Here is a 16807-nt window from a genome sequence, read left to right as displayed (position 1 = left end):
GAGGTTATACCGCCCGGGTTCCCCGCCGGCGGCCCCTCATGTGGTGGGATTTGCCCATGACCTACGACGCCGTACCGCTGATCCCCCGCGCGGTCCTGTTCGGCAATCCGACGTACGCCACCCCCACCGTCTCCCCCGACGGCACCCGGCTGGGCTACCTCGCTCCTGACGAGGGCGTGCTCAACGTCTGGGTCGGCCCGGTCGACGAACCGGACCAGGCGACGCCGGTGACACGTGATCGCGGCCGCGGTATCCGGGTCTTCGGCTTCTGCCACGACGACCGGACGTTGTACTACCTGCAGGACGAGGGCGGCGACGAGAACTGGCGCCTGCACCTGCTCGACCTGGAGTCCGGCGCCGAGCGGTGTGTGACGCCGTACGACAACGTGCAGGTGCGGGTCCTCGGCCACAACCGCTGGCACCCGACCACGATGCTGCTCGCCATCAACAGGGACAGGCCGGAACTCCATGACGTCTACCGCCTGGACCTCACCAATGGCGAACTGGAGAAGATCCGGGACAATCCCGGCTACGTCGGCTGGCTCGCCGACACCGATCTCACCATCCAGGGTGCGGCCTCGGTGACCGAGGACGGCGGTGTGGTGTTCTTCCTCGCCGACGAGGATGGCGAGTTCCATTCCTGGCTGGAGGTTCCGGCCGACGACGCCAACACCACCAGCCCGGTCGGGTTCTCCCGCGACGGCACCACGCTTTACCTCGTCTCCTCTCTCGGCGCCAACGCGGCCCGGCTGGTGAGCGTCGACCTCGCGACGGGCAAGGAGACTGAGCTCGCCGCCGATTCCGCGTACGACGTGGACGGCGTGGAGTTCGACCCGGAGACCCGCGTGCCGCAGGCCGTGATCTTCGACAAGGATCGCAAGTCCTGGACGTTTCTCGACCAGACGTACGGCGAGGCGGTGGAACAGCTCCGGAGCTCCCTCGGCATCGACGGCGAGCTCGGCATCAACCGCACCGAACGCGACGACCGGCTCTGGATGGTGTCGGTCATGCCGTCCGACGGCCCGGTCCGCTTCTACCTGTACGACCGGTCGACGGGCGGGCTCCGGTTCCTGTTCGCGCACAAGCCTGACCTCGGCGGGTACGCCCTCGCGCCCATGGAGCCGTTCGCCTTCACCGCGCGCGACGGCCTTGAGATCCACGGCTACGTGACGTTCCCGCCCGACGTCGAACGCGAGCACCTTCCCGCGGTGCTCAACGTCCACGGCGGTCCATGGGCGCGTGACGCCTGGGGCTACAACGCCGAAGCGCAGTGGCTCGCCAACCGCGGCTACGCATGTGTGCAGGTCAACTTCCGCGGGTCGACGGGCTACGGCAAGGCGTTCGGGAACGCCGCCGACAAGCAGTGGGGCCGCACGATGCACACCGACCTGCTCGACGCCATCGAACACCTCGGCGGGCAGGGGTTCATCGACCCGGACCGGATCGGGATCATGGGCGGTTCCTACGGCGGGTATGCCGCACTGGCGGGTGCCGCCTTCACACCCGACGTGTTCCGCTGTGCGGTCGACATGTGCGGCCCGTCCAACCTCCTGACTTTGCTGGCCGCGGTCCCGCCGTACTGGAAGCCGATGGTCGCGATGATGTACGCCAAAGTCGGCGACCCCGAGACCGAGAAGGACATGCTCTGGGAACGCTCCCCCCTGTCCCGGGTCGAGGACATCTCGATCCCGGTCCTGGTGGCGCAGGGTGCGAACGACCCGCGGGTCAAACAAGCCGAAGCGGAGCAGATCGTGGAGGCCCTGAAGAGCAAGGGCGTTCCGCACGAATACCTTCTCTTCCCGGACGAAGGGCACGGCCTGGCCCGGCCGGAGAACCGCGAGGTCTACTACGCGGCGGCCGAGCGGTTCCTGGCCGAGCACCTGGGCGGGCGTTCGGAGGGCTGAGCCAGCCTCCCAGCGCGTGGTCCCGGTTGCGGACCCACTACGCCACTCCGGCCGCCGGACCGCCATCCGGCCGCCCGTGTGACGGCCCACCACGCGAAACCGCCTGCCCGGCCGCCACCTGTCCGCCCGCGCGACATCCACCACGTGCCCCCGGCTGCCTGTCCGCCCGCGCGACGCCCACCACGCGCCCCCGGCAGCCTGTCCGCCGTGCCACCAGGCGCGAGGCCGGGGTTCCGAAGCGGATGGACTTGAAAACCCGGTAAGAAACTGACCGCACAAGCGGCGCGACTTGCCCGGATCGGGCATGGTGGAAGCATGTCGTCTGCGTACTCGCCGCTGCCGGACCGGCGCGGTGCCGGCAACCGCTTCGGTGATCCCGGCGTCGCCGGTCTCAAGATTTTGGTCCTGTTGGTCGGGTTGATGTGGGCGAGCGAGTTCCTCGACACGTTCCTCGGCGGGGCGCTCGACGGTTTCGGCATCCAGGCGCGTGACTCCGACGGCCTGATCGGCATCGCCGCCGCGCCGTTCCTCCACGCGGGGTTCGCCCACCTGATCTCCAACACGATCCCGCTGCTCATGCTCGGCGCGATCATCGCCGCGAGCGGCGCGGCCCATCTGCTGGGCGTGACCGTCGTCGTGGCGCTGGTGAGCGGGATCGGCACGTGGCTGACGTCGCCGCCCGGCTCGATCACGGTCGGCGCCAGCGGGATCGTGTTCGGTTATGCCACCTACCTCATCGTGCGGGGTATCTTCAACCGCAGCCTGGGCCAGCTCCTGATCGGCATCCTGGTGGTCGTCTTCTGGGGCGGTGCGCTCCTCAGCGGGCTCCTACCCCAGGCCGGGATCTCCTGGCAGGGACACTTCTTCGGCGCCGTCGGCGGCCTCATCAGTGCGTGGTTGCTCGGCGGTTCTCCACGGCGTACCACGTCTCCCCGCTCCACCAGCTGGGGCGCGTCCTAGCCACGTGACGGGGCGGTAGGCATGCACCGCCCGTCGTCTCCACCGCAGCACGTCACCCGCGTCGTTCCTGCATGGGCGGGCGCGGCCGATCGGCGACGACCCTCACCCGGCGGCGAAGCCGGTCAGGGCGGCCGCGAGGCCTGGGTTGACCCGGGCGCGCAGCCTGGTGCCTTCGGGGGTGTGCTCGATCTCGAGTACCTCGCCGTGCTCATGGACCTTCGCCACGATGTCGCCGCGTGCGTAGGGAACGAGCGCACTGACCTCGACCTCTGGGCGCGGGAGTTCGGTCCCAATCGCTTCCAGCAGTTCGGCGATGCCGTGTCCGGTCCGCGCGGAGACAATGACCGATCGCGGGACCAGCGTCTGCAGCCTGGCCAGCTCCACCGGGTCGGCGAGGTCGGCCTTGTTGATCGCGACGATCTCCGGCACGTCGCCGGCGCCCGCCTCGGCCAGCACCTCACGGACGGTGCTGATCTGGCCTTCGGGGTCGGCATGCGAGCCGTCGACGACGTGGACCACGAGGTCGGCGTCGGCGACCTCCTCCAACGTCGACCGGAACGCCTCGACCAACTCGTGCGGAAGATGGCGTACGAAACCCACGGTGTCGGTCAGCGTGAAGAGCTTGCCGTCGGGACTGCTGGCCCGCCGCGTCGTCGGGTCGAGGGTGGCGAACAACGCGTCCTCGACGAGTACGCCTGCTCCGGTGAGCCGGTTGAGCAGCGAGGACTTGCCGGCGTTGGTGTAGCCGGCGATGGCGACGGAGGGCACTTCGTTGCGGCGGCGGCGCAGGCGCTTCGTCCCACGGCTGGTCTTCATCGCCACGATCTCCCGGCGTAGCTTGGCCATCCGGGTACGGATCCGGCGCCGGTCGATCTCGAGCTTGGTCTCACCAGGTCCACGCAGGCCGACACCGCCGGTGGCACCGCCGGCGCGGCCGCCGGCCTGCCGGGACAGCTGCCCACCCCAACCACGCAGCCGGGGAAGGAAGTAAGACAGCTGGGCCAGCTCGACCTGGGCCTTGCCCTCCTTGCTCTTGGCGTGTTGGGCGAAGATGTCGAGGATCAACGCGGTGCGGTCGATGACCTTCACCTTGATGCGTTCTTCCAGGTTGCGCAGCTGGGCAGGGCTCAGCTCGCCGTCGCAGATCACCGTGTCGGCACCGGTCATCATCACGTCGGACCGGACGTCGTCGACCTTGCCGCGGCCGATGTAGGTGGCCTGGTCGGGCCGGCTTCGCCGCTGGATCAGCCCTTCGAGGACCTCCGCGCCAGCCGTCTCGGCGAGCAGCTTGAGTTCGCGGAGGGAGTTTTCCGCGTCTTCGACGCTGCCGTCTGTCCAGACGCCGACGAGGACGACGCGTTCGAGCTGGAGGCGCCGATACTCGACCTCGGTGATGTCGGTGAGCTCGGTCGAGAAGCCTGCTACCCGGCGGAGCGCCTGACGGTCCTCGAGATCGAGTTCACCGGTGGCGGGATCTGCCTCGGCGCGATCGTCCATGCCCGGTACCTCCCGCACAGCCATGATCGGATCGAGGTCGATTCGACTCTCGGTTGGCCTCTCCGGGGCATCGCCATGTCGCGCCAGCTCGGCCTGGGTGTTCGTGTGTGGTCGTAGAGTCATCCTGCTCCAGTCAACGCTACGGAGGCGCCGTAGCTTCCTCCATCGTGGCACGCGGGCCGTTTCCGTGCACCCGCATATCGTCCGAGTGAGCACCGACATCCAAGTGAGCACCGACATCCAAGTGAGCACCGACATCGGCTCCGACGCCACGCTTGCACCGACATGCCCTGGACGCCGGAACCGGTATGACCGATACCTGTCCGTTCGGCGTGGACCGGTAGGCACCGCCCGATCCGCTTCGTACAGTCCCTCACGCCACCAGCCCTCTCCCCTCTGCCCACGCCACATGCGGCAACACAGCTTGGCAACGGCCGGAAGGATCACCCAGTGAGTTCGCCCTCTGAGCAGTCCCAACCCCTCGCCGCTCCGCCCTGGCAGTCGTCGGACAGCGGCGTACGGATCACCGGCGTACGGACGATCCTCACCGCACCGGAGCGGATCACCCTGGTGGTCGTGAAGATCGAGACGTCCGAACCCGGGCTCTACGGCCTCGGCTGCGCGACGTTCACGCAACGTGCACGGGCAGTCACCACAGCGATCGAGGACTACCTCGCTCCCCAGCTGATCGGGCGTGACCCGGCCGATATCACCGATATCGCGTCGTCACTCCTGGTGAGTTCGTACTGGCGCCTGGGGCCGGTCCTCAACAACGCGCTCTCTGGTGTCGACATGGCGCTGTGGGACCTGAAGGGCAAGCAGGCCGGCCTACCGGTGTGGCAGCTGCTCGGCGGACGCTGCCGCACGGCCGTGCCCGTCTACGCCCACGCCTCCGGACGCGACGCCGCCGAGGTCGAGGACAACGTGCGCGCGTACGTCGAGGACGGCTACCGGTACGTCCGCTGCCAGGTCGCGATCCCAGGTGCGCTGACGTACGGAGCTCCGTCCGCGGCGTCGACGGGTGCCGGCGATGAGCGTGGCGGCTCACCCCAAGCCGACCTCAGGGTGCGACCCAGCCTCACGCCGAACGCGTGGGAACCCGACGCTTACCTGCGGGTGGTGCCCGCACTCTTCGCCCACCTGCGCGAGCAGCTGGGACCGTCGGTGCACCTCCTGCACGACGTGCACGAACGACTGCACCCCACCCAGGCCGTACGCCTGGCAAAAGAGCTCGAGCCGTTCCGCCTGTTCTTCCTCGAGGACCTTCTCGCGCCGGAGGACCTCGGCTGGCTCCCGACAGTGCGCGCGCAGACCGCGACGCCGCTGGCGATCGGGGAGCTGTTCACGAACCCGGCGGAGTACGTCCCCCTTGTACGCGACCGGTTGATCGACTTCGTCCGGTGCCACATCTCCGCGATCGGTGGGCTCACGCCGGCCTGGCGGCTCGCGTCGGCCGCCGAGCTCTTCGGCATTCGTACGGCCTGGCACGGTCCGGGCGACGTCTCACCGGTCGGGCATGCGGCCAACCTGGCGCTCGACCTGGCCGCGCCGAACTTCGGCATCCAGGAGCAGCACGTCTTCAACGAGGCGGCGGCCGAGGTCTTCCCCGGCTGTCCCGAGGTGCGAGACGGGCACCTGTGGCCCAGTGACACACCAGGGTTCGGTGTCGATCTCGACGAGAAGCTGGCGGCGAAGTATCCGCCGGTGGATCCGTTGGTGAACGACGCCTGGACCCGTACCCGGCTGCCGGACGGCACCGTTCAGCGTCCATGAACCGGCTGCGCGGCAAGGCGGTTCAGCGTTCGTCGTGGTAGCCGATCGAACGCAGCAACACCGCCGTGCGGATCACGGCGGACCTGCGGGCGAGGCGGGACGCGGCCCGGGAACGGACGTGACGCAGGACGATCCGCCGGCGTTGCTCACGCAGCGCACCGGCATCGTCCTCGGTGGCCTGCTGCGGAATCATCGCCATGCTCACGGACATTAGCTGTGACGACCGACAAAAGTCCTCGGCCGAAGGGCCCGTCTCTTCTAGGCCGGAAGACGGAGACGCTGGTCAGGGATTCTCCTGACGAGGGAGGCCGTACCACGGAGGAGAGTCCATGAGCAGGGAGGAGAGCAAGGACGCCGGTCGTCCGAGGCGTTGAGCTAGACGTCGACCTCACCGCGCGCGACGAGGACTGCGGGTCCGGTGAGCTCCACGTGCCCATCGGAATGCAGACCGACCGCGAGTGTGCCACCAGGTACGTCGACGCGATACGTCGCGGGCGGATCCACCCCGTCGACTCGTGCCGTCGTCACCGCCACCGCACACGCGCCGGTACCGCACGACCGCGTCTCCCCGACGCCTCGCTCATGCACCCGCATCGCCAGGTGCCGGGCGCCCCGGCGTAGGGCGAACTCGAGGTTCACGCCCTTCGGGAACACCTCCGACGGACTCCACGTCGGCGGGTCGAACAGCGGGCCGGGATCCGCCAGGTCGTCGACGAACGCCACCCCGTGGGGGTTCCCCATGTCGACCGCCGTCGCCGACCACGTGTGACCGGCGGCCGAGACCTCCAGGCCGTCCGAGGCTGGGAACCGGGCGATGCCCATGTCCACCGTGAGCTGGCCGTCGCCCTCGACCCGGATCCGCTTCAGTCCCGCCCGGGTCGCGACAGGCAGTTCGGTGCCGGGGTCGGCGAGCCCCTCCGCGTACAGGAAAGCCGCGAACACCCGTGCACCGTTGCCGCACATCTCGCCGGTCGAGCCGTCGGCATTGCGGAAGTCCATGAACCACTCGGCCACCTCGGCGTAGGCCCGGCCGTCGTCGATCGCGTCCGTGCGTACGGCACGGAGGACCCCGTCGGCGCCCACACCCCTGCGGCGTTCGCACATCGCCCGCACGGCCGCGGCGTCCAGGTCACGGTAGGCCGTACCGTCCGGGTCGCGGAGCAGCAGGAAGTCGTTCTCGGTGCCGTGGCCCTTGACCCACCGCACAGTCCGCGTCACCTAGTCGCTCGCTTCCGTTCCGCCTGAGGTGTCCCAGTACATGCCGAAGGACCCTGTCATGCCGAAGGACCCTGTCGTGCTCGGCGGCCCGTGTTGCTCGACGGTCCGGCTCGCTGGGGTCCTTCGTACGAACCTATTGCATCAGGAGGCGCCTCGTACGCCGCCGTGCGGTCCTCAGCGGTCCGGGCCGGGTCTGACGACCATGGCCGATCCGCCTCCTCGCCTGGTGGGTTCGGCGACTGCCTGGACGAACCCGTGCCGGCCGAACTCCAGCGCCGTCTCCGCGCCGATCTCCGGGATCTCGGCGAACTTGTGCCCCTTTGCCACAAGTGCCTCGCCTTCCGGTGAGGCGAGGAATGCGGGTTCGGCCTGGGATGCGGTGTTGCGTGACGATACGCGCGGAGCCGCCACGGCATCCGGCAGGTTCATGCCGAGATCGAGCCGGTTGACAAGGGTCTGCAGGACGGTCGTGATGATCGTCGCTCCGCCCGGGCTACCGAGCGCGAGGAGGGGTCGGCCGTCGTCGAGCACGATCGTCGGCGACATCGACGAACGCGGTCGCTTGCCGGGCCCCGGCAGGTTCGGGTCGGGCGCATCGCCCTGGGTGGGTGCGAAGTTGAAGTCGGTCAGCTCGTTGTTGAGCAGGAAACCCCGGTCGGGCACCGCGATGCCGCTCCCGCCTGTCGCCTCGATGGTGAGCGTGTAGGCGACGACGTTGCCCCACCGGTCGGAGACGGTCAGGTGCGTGGTGGACAAGCCTTCGCGCTGCCCGCCGGTTGGGCCGGGCGCCTCTTCGCCGCAGCCCGCGTACTGCCCGTCCGGGACGCCGGGGGCGACGGGCTTCTCCAGCACCGCGTCGGGATCGATCTGGCAGGCACGTTCCTCGGCGAAGCCCTGGGACAGCAGTTCGTCGAGCGGGACATCCACCTGGTCGGCATCGCCCACGTAGCGGTTGCGGTCGGCGAAGGCCAGCGCGCTCGCCTCGACGTACGCGTGCAGTGCCGCGGTCCTGTCGTCGGCCGAAAGGTCCTGGCTCTCGAGGATGTTGAGCGCCTCCCCCACGGTCGAGCCACCGGACGACGGCGGGCCCATGCCGTAGACGTCGAGGCCGGCGTAGTCCACGTGCGTCGGCGCGCGCAGCGGTGCGTCGTAGGCCGCGAGGTCCGCAGCGGTCATCGCGCCCGGCCTGACAACGCGATCGGTGTCGGGGGCGACCGGCGGCTGCTGGACGGTACGCGCGATCTCGGCACCGAGCGGGCCGTCGTAGAGGGCACCGACGCCCTGCTTGGCGAGCAACGCATAGGTGCGCGCCAGATCCGGGTTGCTGAAGCGGGATCCAGCAGCGGGCGGCGCGCCGCCCGGAAGGTACAGCTCACTGGTCGAGGTGAAGTCGTCGAAGATGTCGGAGTTCTCGGCGACCTGGGAGCGGAACGTCTCGTCGACGACAAAGCCCTCCGCGGCCACCTTTGTCGCGGGAGCGAGCGCCTGGGGCAGGGACCAGGTACCCCACTCGTCGAGCGCACGCTGCCAGGTGGCAGGAGTGCCCGGGACGCCGACGGACAGGCCGCTGACCCGCGCCTGCTCGAACGGCAACGGCCCGCCGGACTCGGGGTCGATGAACAACTCCTCCGTCGCCGCCGCCGGTGCCGTCTCCCGGCCGTCGATCGTGCGGACCTCGCCGGAGCGGGCGTCGTAGTAGACGAAGAAGCCGCCGCCACCGATGCCTGCGGAGAACGGTTCGGTGACACCGAGCGTCGCGGCCGCCGCGACCGCCGCGTCGACGGCGTTGCCGCCCCTGCGGAGCACTCCGAGACCCGCGCGGGTGGCGTCGAGGTCGACCGTGGACACCGCCCCTCCATAGCCTTCGGCGACCGGCACCTTCCCGGCGGGCACATGTCCGGCGGGCGCTTCGGCAAGGGACGTCGTGGTGCCGGGCGGGCTCGCGGCGCGGACGTACGCCTGTGCGGGTGGGACGACAAGCGCGGCGGCCAGCACCGCCGCGGTGGCGCTGGCGACGGAAGCGACGGCGAGTCGGCGCATCATGGTGCTCCCTTCCTCGTCCCGATCGACGCTATACGCGAACCCTGTCGAAGAGAACCACCGCGTCGGGGCGAAATGATCACGCCTGCGTGATCATTTCGCACCGACGCGGTGGTGAATTTGCCACGTGTTGTTGGTATTGACCCGCAAACTGATCATTCTTGCCGCGGCAGCTGGTCGTCCGACACCGCAGCGAGGGCCCGCTCGACCAGGCCGGGGGTGTCGTAGGGCAGCCAGCCGATCCGGGTGTCTCGCCGGAACCATGAGTCCTGGCGGCGTGCGAAGCGTCGGGTGGCCCGTACGGTCGCGTCCTTCGCCTCGTCCTCGCCGCATTCACCTGCGAGGTAGGCCAGCACCTGCGCATAGCCCAGCGCCCGGCTCGCCGTCACGCCCTTCCGCAGGCCCGCGGCATCCAGCCGGCGTACCTCGTCGACGATGCCCGCGTCCCACATCCGGTCGACGCGGAGCCGGATCCGTTCGTCGAGCACCGGACGAGGAACGTCAAGGCCGACTTGACAGACTTGGTCGAATGCGTACGCATGCGTGGGAAGCGACGCGGTGAACGGCCTCCCGGTGATGTCGATGACCTCCAGGGCACGAACCACCCGCCGCCCGTTCGAAGGCAGGATCCGGGCCGCGGCCTCCGGATCGACCTCCGCGAGGCGTGCGTGCAGGCGTACGGATCCGACGGCGGACAGTTCCGCCTCCAGTCGCCGGCGTACGACCGGATCAGTGCCGGGGAACTCGAACCTGTCGAGCACCGCCCGGACGTACAACGCCGACCCGCCGACCACGATGGGGAGGACGCGGCGTGCCTGGCAGTCGCGGATCGCCGCTCGGGCGCGGTCCTGGAACTCCGCCACCGTCGACGTCTCGTGGATGTCCAGGACGTCGATCAGGTGATGGTGGACACCTCGCCGCTCGGCGACCGCGAGCTTCGCGGTACCGATGTCCATGCCCCGGTAGAGCTGCATCGAGTCGGCGTTGACGACCTCGCCGCCGAGCCGGAGCGCCAGCTCGACCGCGAGGTCGGACTTCCCGGCCGCGGTCGGACCGACGACGGCGAGTACGTCGAGTGGAGCGGAGCGCAACGGCCGCCACCTTTCACCGGATCGTGACCCTGCCTGGCGTGTGGACCACCGGCCGACGGGTACGAGACTGCCGGCACACGGCCTCGGCGCCCATCCTGCCGCGACCACCTCGTCGCGCGAACGCGAGCGTCACCGAAGTGCGGCGTGCCCCGCCCGGTCCCCGCTACTCCGTGCCCCGGCCGATCGTGGGAGTGAACGCCTCGACCCGGCCGGATTCGGGCCCCCGGAGATCGTTCGATGCTCGCCCGTCCCCAGCCGGGCGAGCGCGCCGCGAGGCACAGCCACCGAGCGCGCACGTCAGGATCTCCGGGGGCCTGCCTCTGTCCTGACGGGGCGGTTGGCCGACGGGGACATTCGTACCTGCTCGACGTGGCGTCACCACGCGCTCAGCGGGGTCAGAAACGCCTCACGATATGCCACGTCGCTTGAGGATGTCCTCGATGTCTTCCATGCCTTCGAGCGGGTCGGAGGACTTGTCCCCCTGGCCCGCGGCCTCGTCCCGGGCCCCCTTGTCGGCGGTCGACTTCTCCTGGGACGACTTCCTGGCCTTCTTCTCGGCTGGTTTCCCTTTCGTCCCGGACGCCGCGGCACCGACCGCGCCGGTCCCTGGAGTGACACCGCGTTCCAGCTGCGCAGCGCCCGCGCCCTCGCCCGCCGGAACCTCACGGCCGGCCTTCCGCCGCCGCAGCGCGCCGGCGACGGGGAGCGCGATCGCGGCGAAGCCGAAGAGGGCCACGCCGGCCCAGACGAACGGGCTGAAGACGAAGCCGGAGACCCACTTGCCGACCGCCGCGCCGATGGTCCACAACAGCCGCACCATGCCGGTCAGGTAGATCGCCATCGGCAGGACCGCCCAGCCGAGCAGCCGGAGACCGGAGGCCAGCCCACGCCGGCGGAACGCGAAGAACGCCGCCACGACCCCGACAGCCGAGAGCGCGGCGCAGATCGGAAACCACGTGGCGTTGTCATACATAAGGCGCAGCCTCCTCGCGTGGTGTGCTGGCTTCTGTCCATCCTGCCCTGCCCACCGAGCGGATGCACGGGCCATGACCCGGATCCGCCCCTGACGGCGACCCCGCTCAGAAGGGCACGGCGGGCAACGTGACGTGGGAGCGGTTCAGCTCGCTGACGTCGGCGACGCCGAGCAGCTGCATCGTCCGGCGTATCTCCGTGCCGAGGATGTCGGCCGCCCGCTGGACGCCCCGCTCACCGCCGGCCATCAGCCCGTAGAGGTACGCCCGACCGACGAGCGCGGCCTTCGCGCCCAGTGCGAGGCAGGCCACGATGTCGGCACCGCTCATGATGCCGGTGTCGACGAGCACCTCCGCCCGGTCGCCGACGGCGTCGACCACCTGCGGCAGCAGCTCCAACGGCACGGGTGCCCGGTCGAGCTGTCGGCCGCCGTGGTTGGAGACCACCACCCCGTCGACGCCGAGGTCGACAACCTTGCGCGCGTCGTCGACGTTCTGAATTCCCTTCACCACAAGGGATCCCGGCCACGACTCCCGCATCCACGCCAGATCTTCGAACGTCACCGTCGGGTCGAACATCGTGTTGATCAGCTCGGCGACCGTGCCCGGCCAGTCCGACAGCGACGCGAACGTCAGCGGCTTCGTGGTCAGCAGGTTGAACCACCACGCCGGGTGGGTCGCCATGTCGATGAGCGTCTTCGGCGTGAGGGTGGGCGGGATGGTCATGCCGTTGCGTACGTCCCGAAGTCTCGCGCCCGCGACCGGCACATCGACGGTGAGCACCAGTGCCGTGTAGCCGGCCTCGCGGGCGCGGTCGACGAGGTCCTTGCCGGCTGCCCGGTCGGTCCAGATGTAGAGCTGGAACCACTTGTCGGCGGCCGGCGCCGCCGCGGCGACGTCCTCGATCGAGGTGGTGCCGACGGTGGAGAGGCCGTACGGGATGCCCACGCGTTCGGCGACGCGAGCGACTGCCGACTCCCCCTCGTGCTGCATCATCCGGGTGAAGCCGGTGGGCGCGAACGCGAACGGGTACGCCGACGGGCGCCCGAGGATCGTCGTCGCCGTCTCCACCTTCGACACGTCGCGCAGGATGCTGGGGTTGAACTGCAGGCGGCGGAACAACGACCGTGCCCGGCGCAGGCTCACCTCGCCCTCGGCGGCGCCGTCGGTGTAGTCGAACGCCGCCCGAGGTGTCCGCCGCCGCGCGGCCTCCCGCAGGTCGGCGATCGTGAGGGCGCGCCGGAGCCGGCGCTCGGTCGCGTCCAGTTCGATCCGGCGCGTACGCAGGAGCGGCCGCAGCTCGGACCAGCGCGGGAGTTGGCGACGGATGGCGGGCCGTTCGGGCAGTTTCGACAGCTCTGGCATCAAGCAGTTCTCCCTTCAAGGGCAGGGTCGTGGAGCGCCCGCAGCAGACCCTGCCGACCGACCTCGAGGTCGTCGGCGAGCGCGGCCTGCGCGGCCTCGACACCGTCGGCGAGGCGCCGGAGCAGGTCTCGGTGCAGCGTCGCGAGCCGTCCCGGCGCGAACTCGGGACGAAGGAACGCCAGCACGAACTGCAGTTCGTCCTCACACGCGGAGTAGGCGGCGAGGAGGCGGGAGTTTCCGGCGGCGGCCACGATCGCGTGGTGGACCGCTCGGTGTGCCGCGGTGACGTCGTGCCACGCGCCGTGAGTGCCTCCCGGCCGGTCGATGCGTTCGAGCTCGAGGACGGCGTCTTCGACGGGGCGGAGATCCTGTTCGCGGTCGAGGGCGAGGCGGAGACTACCCAGTTCGACGACGGAACGGTAGGCGTAGAGCTCGTCGATCCGGTCCCGGGTGAGTGTGGGGACGAACGCACCTCGGTGCCGTTCGTGGACCAGCAACCCCGCGGTGACCAGGCTGCGCAGGGCGGCCCGCACGGTGTAGCGACCTACGCCGAACCTCTCCGCCAGGTGTTCTTCGGACAGGTGCGAGCCCGGGGGACGTATGCCGTCGAGGAGTTCTGTGCGGAGGGTCTCCGCCACTTCATCGGCGGCGGCCCTGCTTCCGTCACCCATGCCGCGGATTGTGTCACAACCGTGGGGCCTGGTGAGGGATCTGTCCGGGTACAGCCAGCCGATCGACCCGTGGCTGCCGGACCTGCTGTCGTCGCCGGTGGACCTGTCGTAGCCGGTGACCTGTCGTAGCCGGTGACCTGTCAGGGGTATCTCGTCGTAGAAGGCGAGATACCCCTGACAGGTGCGCGCTGTCGGCAGGTTGGACGAACCGCGGCCGCCTTCCTTGGCCATGGCGTTGTGCCGAACACCGCTGCTACGACGCGCGGGCCAGCCTGAGCGTCAGGATCTGGAACGGGCGCAGCGCCACCTCGACTCCGCCGTCGGACAGGTCGCGCTCGGCCAGGGGGCGTTCGAGCAGGTCGGTCTCCTGCGCCGAATCGATCCCGAACGACGTGGTGAGCCGCGCCGTCGCCCGACCGCCGTGCGCTTCGTACAGGCGGACGACGACATCGCCGGACTGGTCGTCGGCCAGCTTGACCGCCTCCACGACGACCGCGGGGTTGTCGACCGTGACCAGTGGAGCAACGCCGTCAGACCCGGCAACGGTGCGCGAGGGCAGGTTGATCCGGTAGCCCTCCTCCACCGCCTCGGCGATGCCGGCGCCCGGCACCAGGGCGTACGACAGTCGGTGCATACCCTGGTCGGTCACCGGGTCGGGGATCCGCGGCGCCCGCAGCAGCGAGAGGCGTACGGTCGTCGTCGTACCACCGTCGGGACGGACGTCGCGGGTCACGTCGTGGCCGTACGTCGAGTTGTTGACGATCGCGTGCCCGTATCCCGGCTCCCCCACGTGGATCCACCGGTGGGCGCAGATCTCGAACTTCGCCGTCTCCCACGAGGTGTTCGTGTGCGTCGCCCGGAAAAGGTGCCCGAACTGCGTCTCCGAGGCGGACTGCTCGGCCCGGACGTCGAGCGGGAACGACGCCTTGAGGAACTTCTCCTTCTCGTGCCAGTCGATCTCGTTGTCAACATCGACTTGACAGGCACCCGCACGGACCCGGATCCGCTGCACGACCCGCGAGGAGCCGAACGACCGGGTGACCGCGACCACGGCCTCCTCCGGCGTGGCGCTCTCGACCTCCACCGAGTCCGCGTCGACCAGATCGACGACCTTGTTGCGGTAGAACGGGTCGACGTCCCAGGCGTCCCAGAGGTTCGGGGTGTCGACGTGGAGCTGGAGCAGGTTGCCGGCCGCGCCAGGTGCGAGGGCCTCCCGCTGCGACTCGATCTCGTAGACCGACCTCAGCAGGCCGCGCTCGTCGACGGTGACGCGCACCAGGCCGTTGTCGAGCACGATGCCCGGACCCTCGTCGTTCACCGTCACGTCCGGTGCGTGCGAACGCCCGCGCACCGAAGCGCCCATGGCCGGCACCCCGTCGCGGTCGTGCGGCGCGGCGTTGAAGACGACGTCGGCCGAACCCTCGCCGGCCAACGCCTGCTGGGCGCGCGCGATGATCGCCTCCAGCTCGACCGCGAGCCGCGCGTAGGTCTCCTCCGCCTCGCGGTGGACCCAGCGGATCGAGCTGCCCGGCAGGATGTCGTGGAACTGGTTGAGCAGGACGGCCTTCCAGATCCGGTCCAGATCGGCGTACGGATACTCGAGCCGGCCCGCCACCGCGGCCGCCGCGGACCACAGCTCGGCTTCCCGCAGGAGGTGCTCGCTGCGCCGGTTGCCCTGCTTGGTCTTCGCCTGCGACGTGTAGGTGGCGCGGTGCAGCTCGAGGTAGAGCTCGCCCACCCAGACGGGCGCGTTGGCGTATTCCTCGTGCGCCTTCTCGAAGAACCGCGCCGGGTGCTCGACCGTCACCTTGGGCGAGGACTCGAGGTCGGCGAGGCGCTCCGCCCGGCCCAGCATCTCCCGGGTCGGCCCGCCACCGCCGTCACCATGACCGAACGGCAGCAGCGACCACGTGCCGCCACCCTTGTCCTGGTAGTTGCGCTGTGCATGGGCCAGCTCGCGTCCGGTGAGTTGACCGTTGTAGGTGTCGGCCGGCGGGAAGTGCGTGAAGACCCGGGTCCCGTCGATCCCCTCCCACCAGAACGTGTGGTGCGGGAACTTGTTCGTCTGGTTCCAGGAGATCTTCTGGGTGAGGAACCACTTGTGGCCCGAGAGCTTCACCAGCTGCGGCAGGCCCGCGGAGTAGCCGAACGAGTCGGGCAGCCAGACGACCTCGGTCTCGATGCCGTACTCGTCGAGGAAGAACCGCTTGCCGTGGACGAACTGGCGGGCCATCGCCTCGCCACCGGGCATGTTCGTGTCGGACTCGACCCACATGCCGCCGATCGGCACGACGTGGCCGCTCTCGACAGCGGCCTTGAGACGCGACCACACCTGCGGGTGGTGGTCCTTCATCCAGGCGTGCTGCTGAGCCTGGGAGAACGCGAACCGGAAGTCGTCGTGGTCCGCGGCCAGCGTCGTGACGTTGGAGACCGTGCGCGCGACCTTCCGGACCGTCTCGCGCAGCGGCCAGAGCCAGGCGGAGTCGATGTGGGCGTGGCCGACGGCCGAGATCTGGTGGGCACTGGCGTACGCCGGCTTGGCGAGAACGCCGGCCAGCTGCGCGCGGGCGGCCGCGGCGGACCCCGGGATGTCGTCGTAGTCGAGCGCGTCGAGCGCCCGCTCGAGCGCCCGGAGGATCTCCGAGCGGCGCGGCAGGTCGGCGGGCAGCTCGGCGCGGAGCTCGTTCAGGACGTCGATGTCGAGCAGGAGATTCCACACGTCCGCGTGGAAGACGGCGAGGTCCGCCCGGCGGATCTCATACATCGGCTCGGTCCCGGCGGTCTCCTTGTCTCCGAGGTTCGTCGGTGAGAAGTCCGGCCAGCCGATGACCGTGGGGTTTGCGGCCGCCTCGACGTAGACCTGGAAGGCGGCACCACCCTTCGCGTACGCCTGGTCCGAGCCCGAGGCGCCACCCGAGGCCAGACCTGCGAGCGGGACGTAGATGTTGTCGGGGTTGAGGCCCTTGATCGGCTCGCCGTCAGGTGTGTAGGCGAGCCCTTCCGCCGAGAAGCCCGGCCCGCCACCGAAGCCGAGGTCGACGACCGCCTCGACCCGCTGACCGTCCCACTCCTGCGGGACGCGGCCGGTGAGCCGGAACCAGCTGGTGCCCCAGGGCGGACCCCAGGACTCGCCGAGGGCGGCCGGCTTGTAGTCGGCGCCGAGGGCGTCGCTCACCGGTACCGGTTCGCCTGGTGCGTGCCAGACCTCGATGTCGAGCGGGACAGTCGCGCCGTGGAGAGCCGGGCGCAGGCGCTGCCTGAGGGCGCGTTCCAGCCGGGCCTCGACCAGGCGGTGGTCGTCGTGCATGGGTCCTCCG

12 protein-coding genes are annotated in these 16807 nt (G+C 69.9%); 3 read left to right on the top strand and 9 right to left on the bottom strand.

Annotated elements, in window-relative coordinates; translation table 11 throughout:
* Window positions 1–56: 56 nt before the first annotated feature.
* Both ABN028_RS03535 and ABN028_RS03530 read left to right on the top strand, forming a co-directional pair.
* Complete coding sequence (locus ABN028_RS03535) at window positions 57–1904, top strand: S9 family peptidase (protein ID WP_349695599.1); 1848 nt, start codon at window positions 57–59, stop codon at window positions 1902–1904.
* Window positions 1905–2219: 315 nt separating this feature from the next.
* Window positions 2220–2864 carry a rhomboid family intramembrane serine protease gene (locus ABN028_RS03530; RefSeq protein WP_349695598.1) on the top strand — a complete coding sequence of 215 codons (645 nt, stop codon included), beginning with the start codon at window positions 2220–2222 and terminating at the stop codon, window positions 2862–2864.
* Window positions 2865–2966: 102 nt separating this feature from the next.
* Here ABN028_RS03530 and hflX read toward each other — a convergent pair whose 3' ends face one another.
* On the bottom strand, window positions 2967–4361 hold the full coding sequence (gene hflX / locus ABN028_RS03525; protein WP_349326645.1) for a GTPase HflX: 1395 nt from the start codon (window positions 4359–4361) through the stop codon (window positions 2967–2969).
* A 450-nt stretch (window positions 4362–4811) separates the two neighbouring features.
* On the opposite strand from hflX, the gene ABN028_RS03520 reads away from it, so the two are divergent.
* Complete coding sequence (locus tag ABN028_RS03520) at window positions 4812–6134, top strand: enolase C-terminal domain-like protein (RefSeq protein ID WP_349695597.1); 1323 nt, start codon at window positions 4812–4814, stop codon at window positions 6132–6134.
* 22 nt (window positions 6135–6156) lie between these two features.
* On the opposite strand, the gene ABN028_RS03515 is transcribed toward ABN028_RS03520, so the two are convergent.
* The 8 genes from ABN028_RS03515 to ABN028_RS03480 all read right to left on the bottom strand — a co-directional run bounded on the left by ABN028_RS03515 (window position 6157) and on the right by ABN028_RS03480 (window position 16797).
* Window positions 6157–6333 (bottom strand): hypothetical protein, encoded by a 177-nt coding sequence (locus ABN028_RS03515; RefSeq protein ID WP_349689502.1) that lies wholly within the window; start codon window positions 6331–6333, stop codon window positions 6157–6159.
* Between the two features lie 176 nt (window positions 6334–6509).
* The gene (gene dapF / locus ABN028_RS03510) at window positions 6510–7352 is read right to left on the bottom strand and encodes a diaminopimelate epimerase (protein ID WP_349695596.1); all 843 of its coding nucleotides are present in this window, start codon (window positions 7350–7352) and stop codon (window positions 6510–6512) included.
* Between the two features lie 174 nt (window positions 7353–7526).
* Window positions 7527–9395, bottom strand: a complete 1869-nt coding sequence (gene ggt, locus ABN028_RS03505; RefSeq protein ID WP_349695595.1) for a gamma-glutamyltransferase — start codon at window positions 9393–9395, stop codon at window positions 7527–7529.
* 152 nt (window positions 9396–9547) lie between these two features.
* Window positions 9548–10483, bottom strand: coding sequence for a tRNA (adenosine(37)-N6)-dimethylallyltransferase MiaA (gene miaA / locus ABN028_RS03500; protein WP_349695594.1), 936 nt, complete (start codon window positions 10481–10483; stop codon window positions 9548–9550).
* 406 nt (window positions 10484–10889) lie between these two features.
* Window positions 10890–11456 (bottom strand): G protein-coupled receptor family protein, encoded by a 567-nt coding sequence (locus ABN028_RS03495; RefSeq protein ID WP_349695593.1) that lies wholly within the window; start codon window positions 11454–11456, stop codon window positions 10890–10892.
* A gap of 106 nt (window positions 11457–11562) precedes the next feature.
* Window positions 11563–12819, bottom strand: coding sequence for an alpha-hydroxy acid oxidase (locus ABN028_RS03490; RefSeq protein ID WP_349695592.1), 1257 nt, complete (start codon window positions 12817–12819; stop codon window positions 11563–11565).
* Window positions 12819–13721, bottom strand: coding sequence for a GntR family transcriptional regulator (locus ABN028_RS03485; RefSeq protein ID WP_349695591.1), 903 nt, complete (start codon window positions 13719–13721; stop codon window positions 12819–12821). The genes ABN028_RS03490 and ABN028_RS03485 overlap by 1 nt, the downstream gene beginning before the upstream one ends.
* Window positions 13722–13743: 22 nt before the next feature.
* A complete protein-coding gene (locus tag ABN028_RS03480; RefSeq protein WP_349695590.1) occupies window positions 13744–16797 on the bottom strand; it encodes an alpha-mannosidase in 3054 nt (1017 codons plus the stop codon).
* Between the last annotated feature and the right edge of the window lie 10 nt (window positions 16798–16807).

The sequence above is a fragment of the Actinopolymorpha sp. B17G11 genome (assembly GCF_040196095.1).
Classification (GTDB): Bacteria; Actinomycetota; Actinomycetes; order Propionibacteriales; family Actinopolymorphaceae; genus Thermasporomyces.
This window is presented reverse-complemented; position numbering and strand designations above follow the sequence as displayed.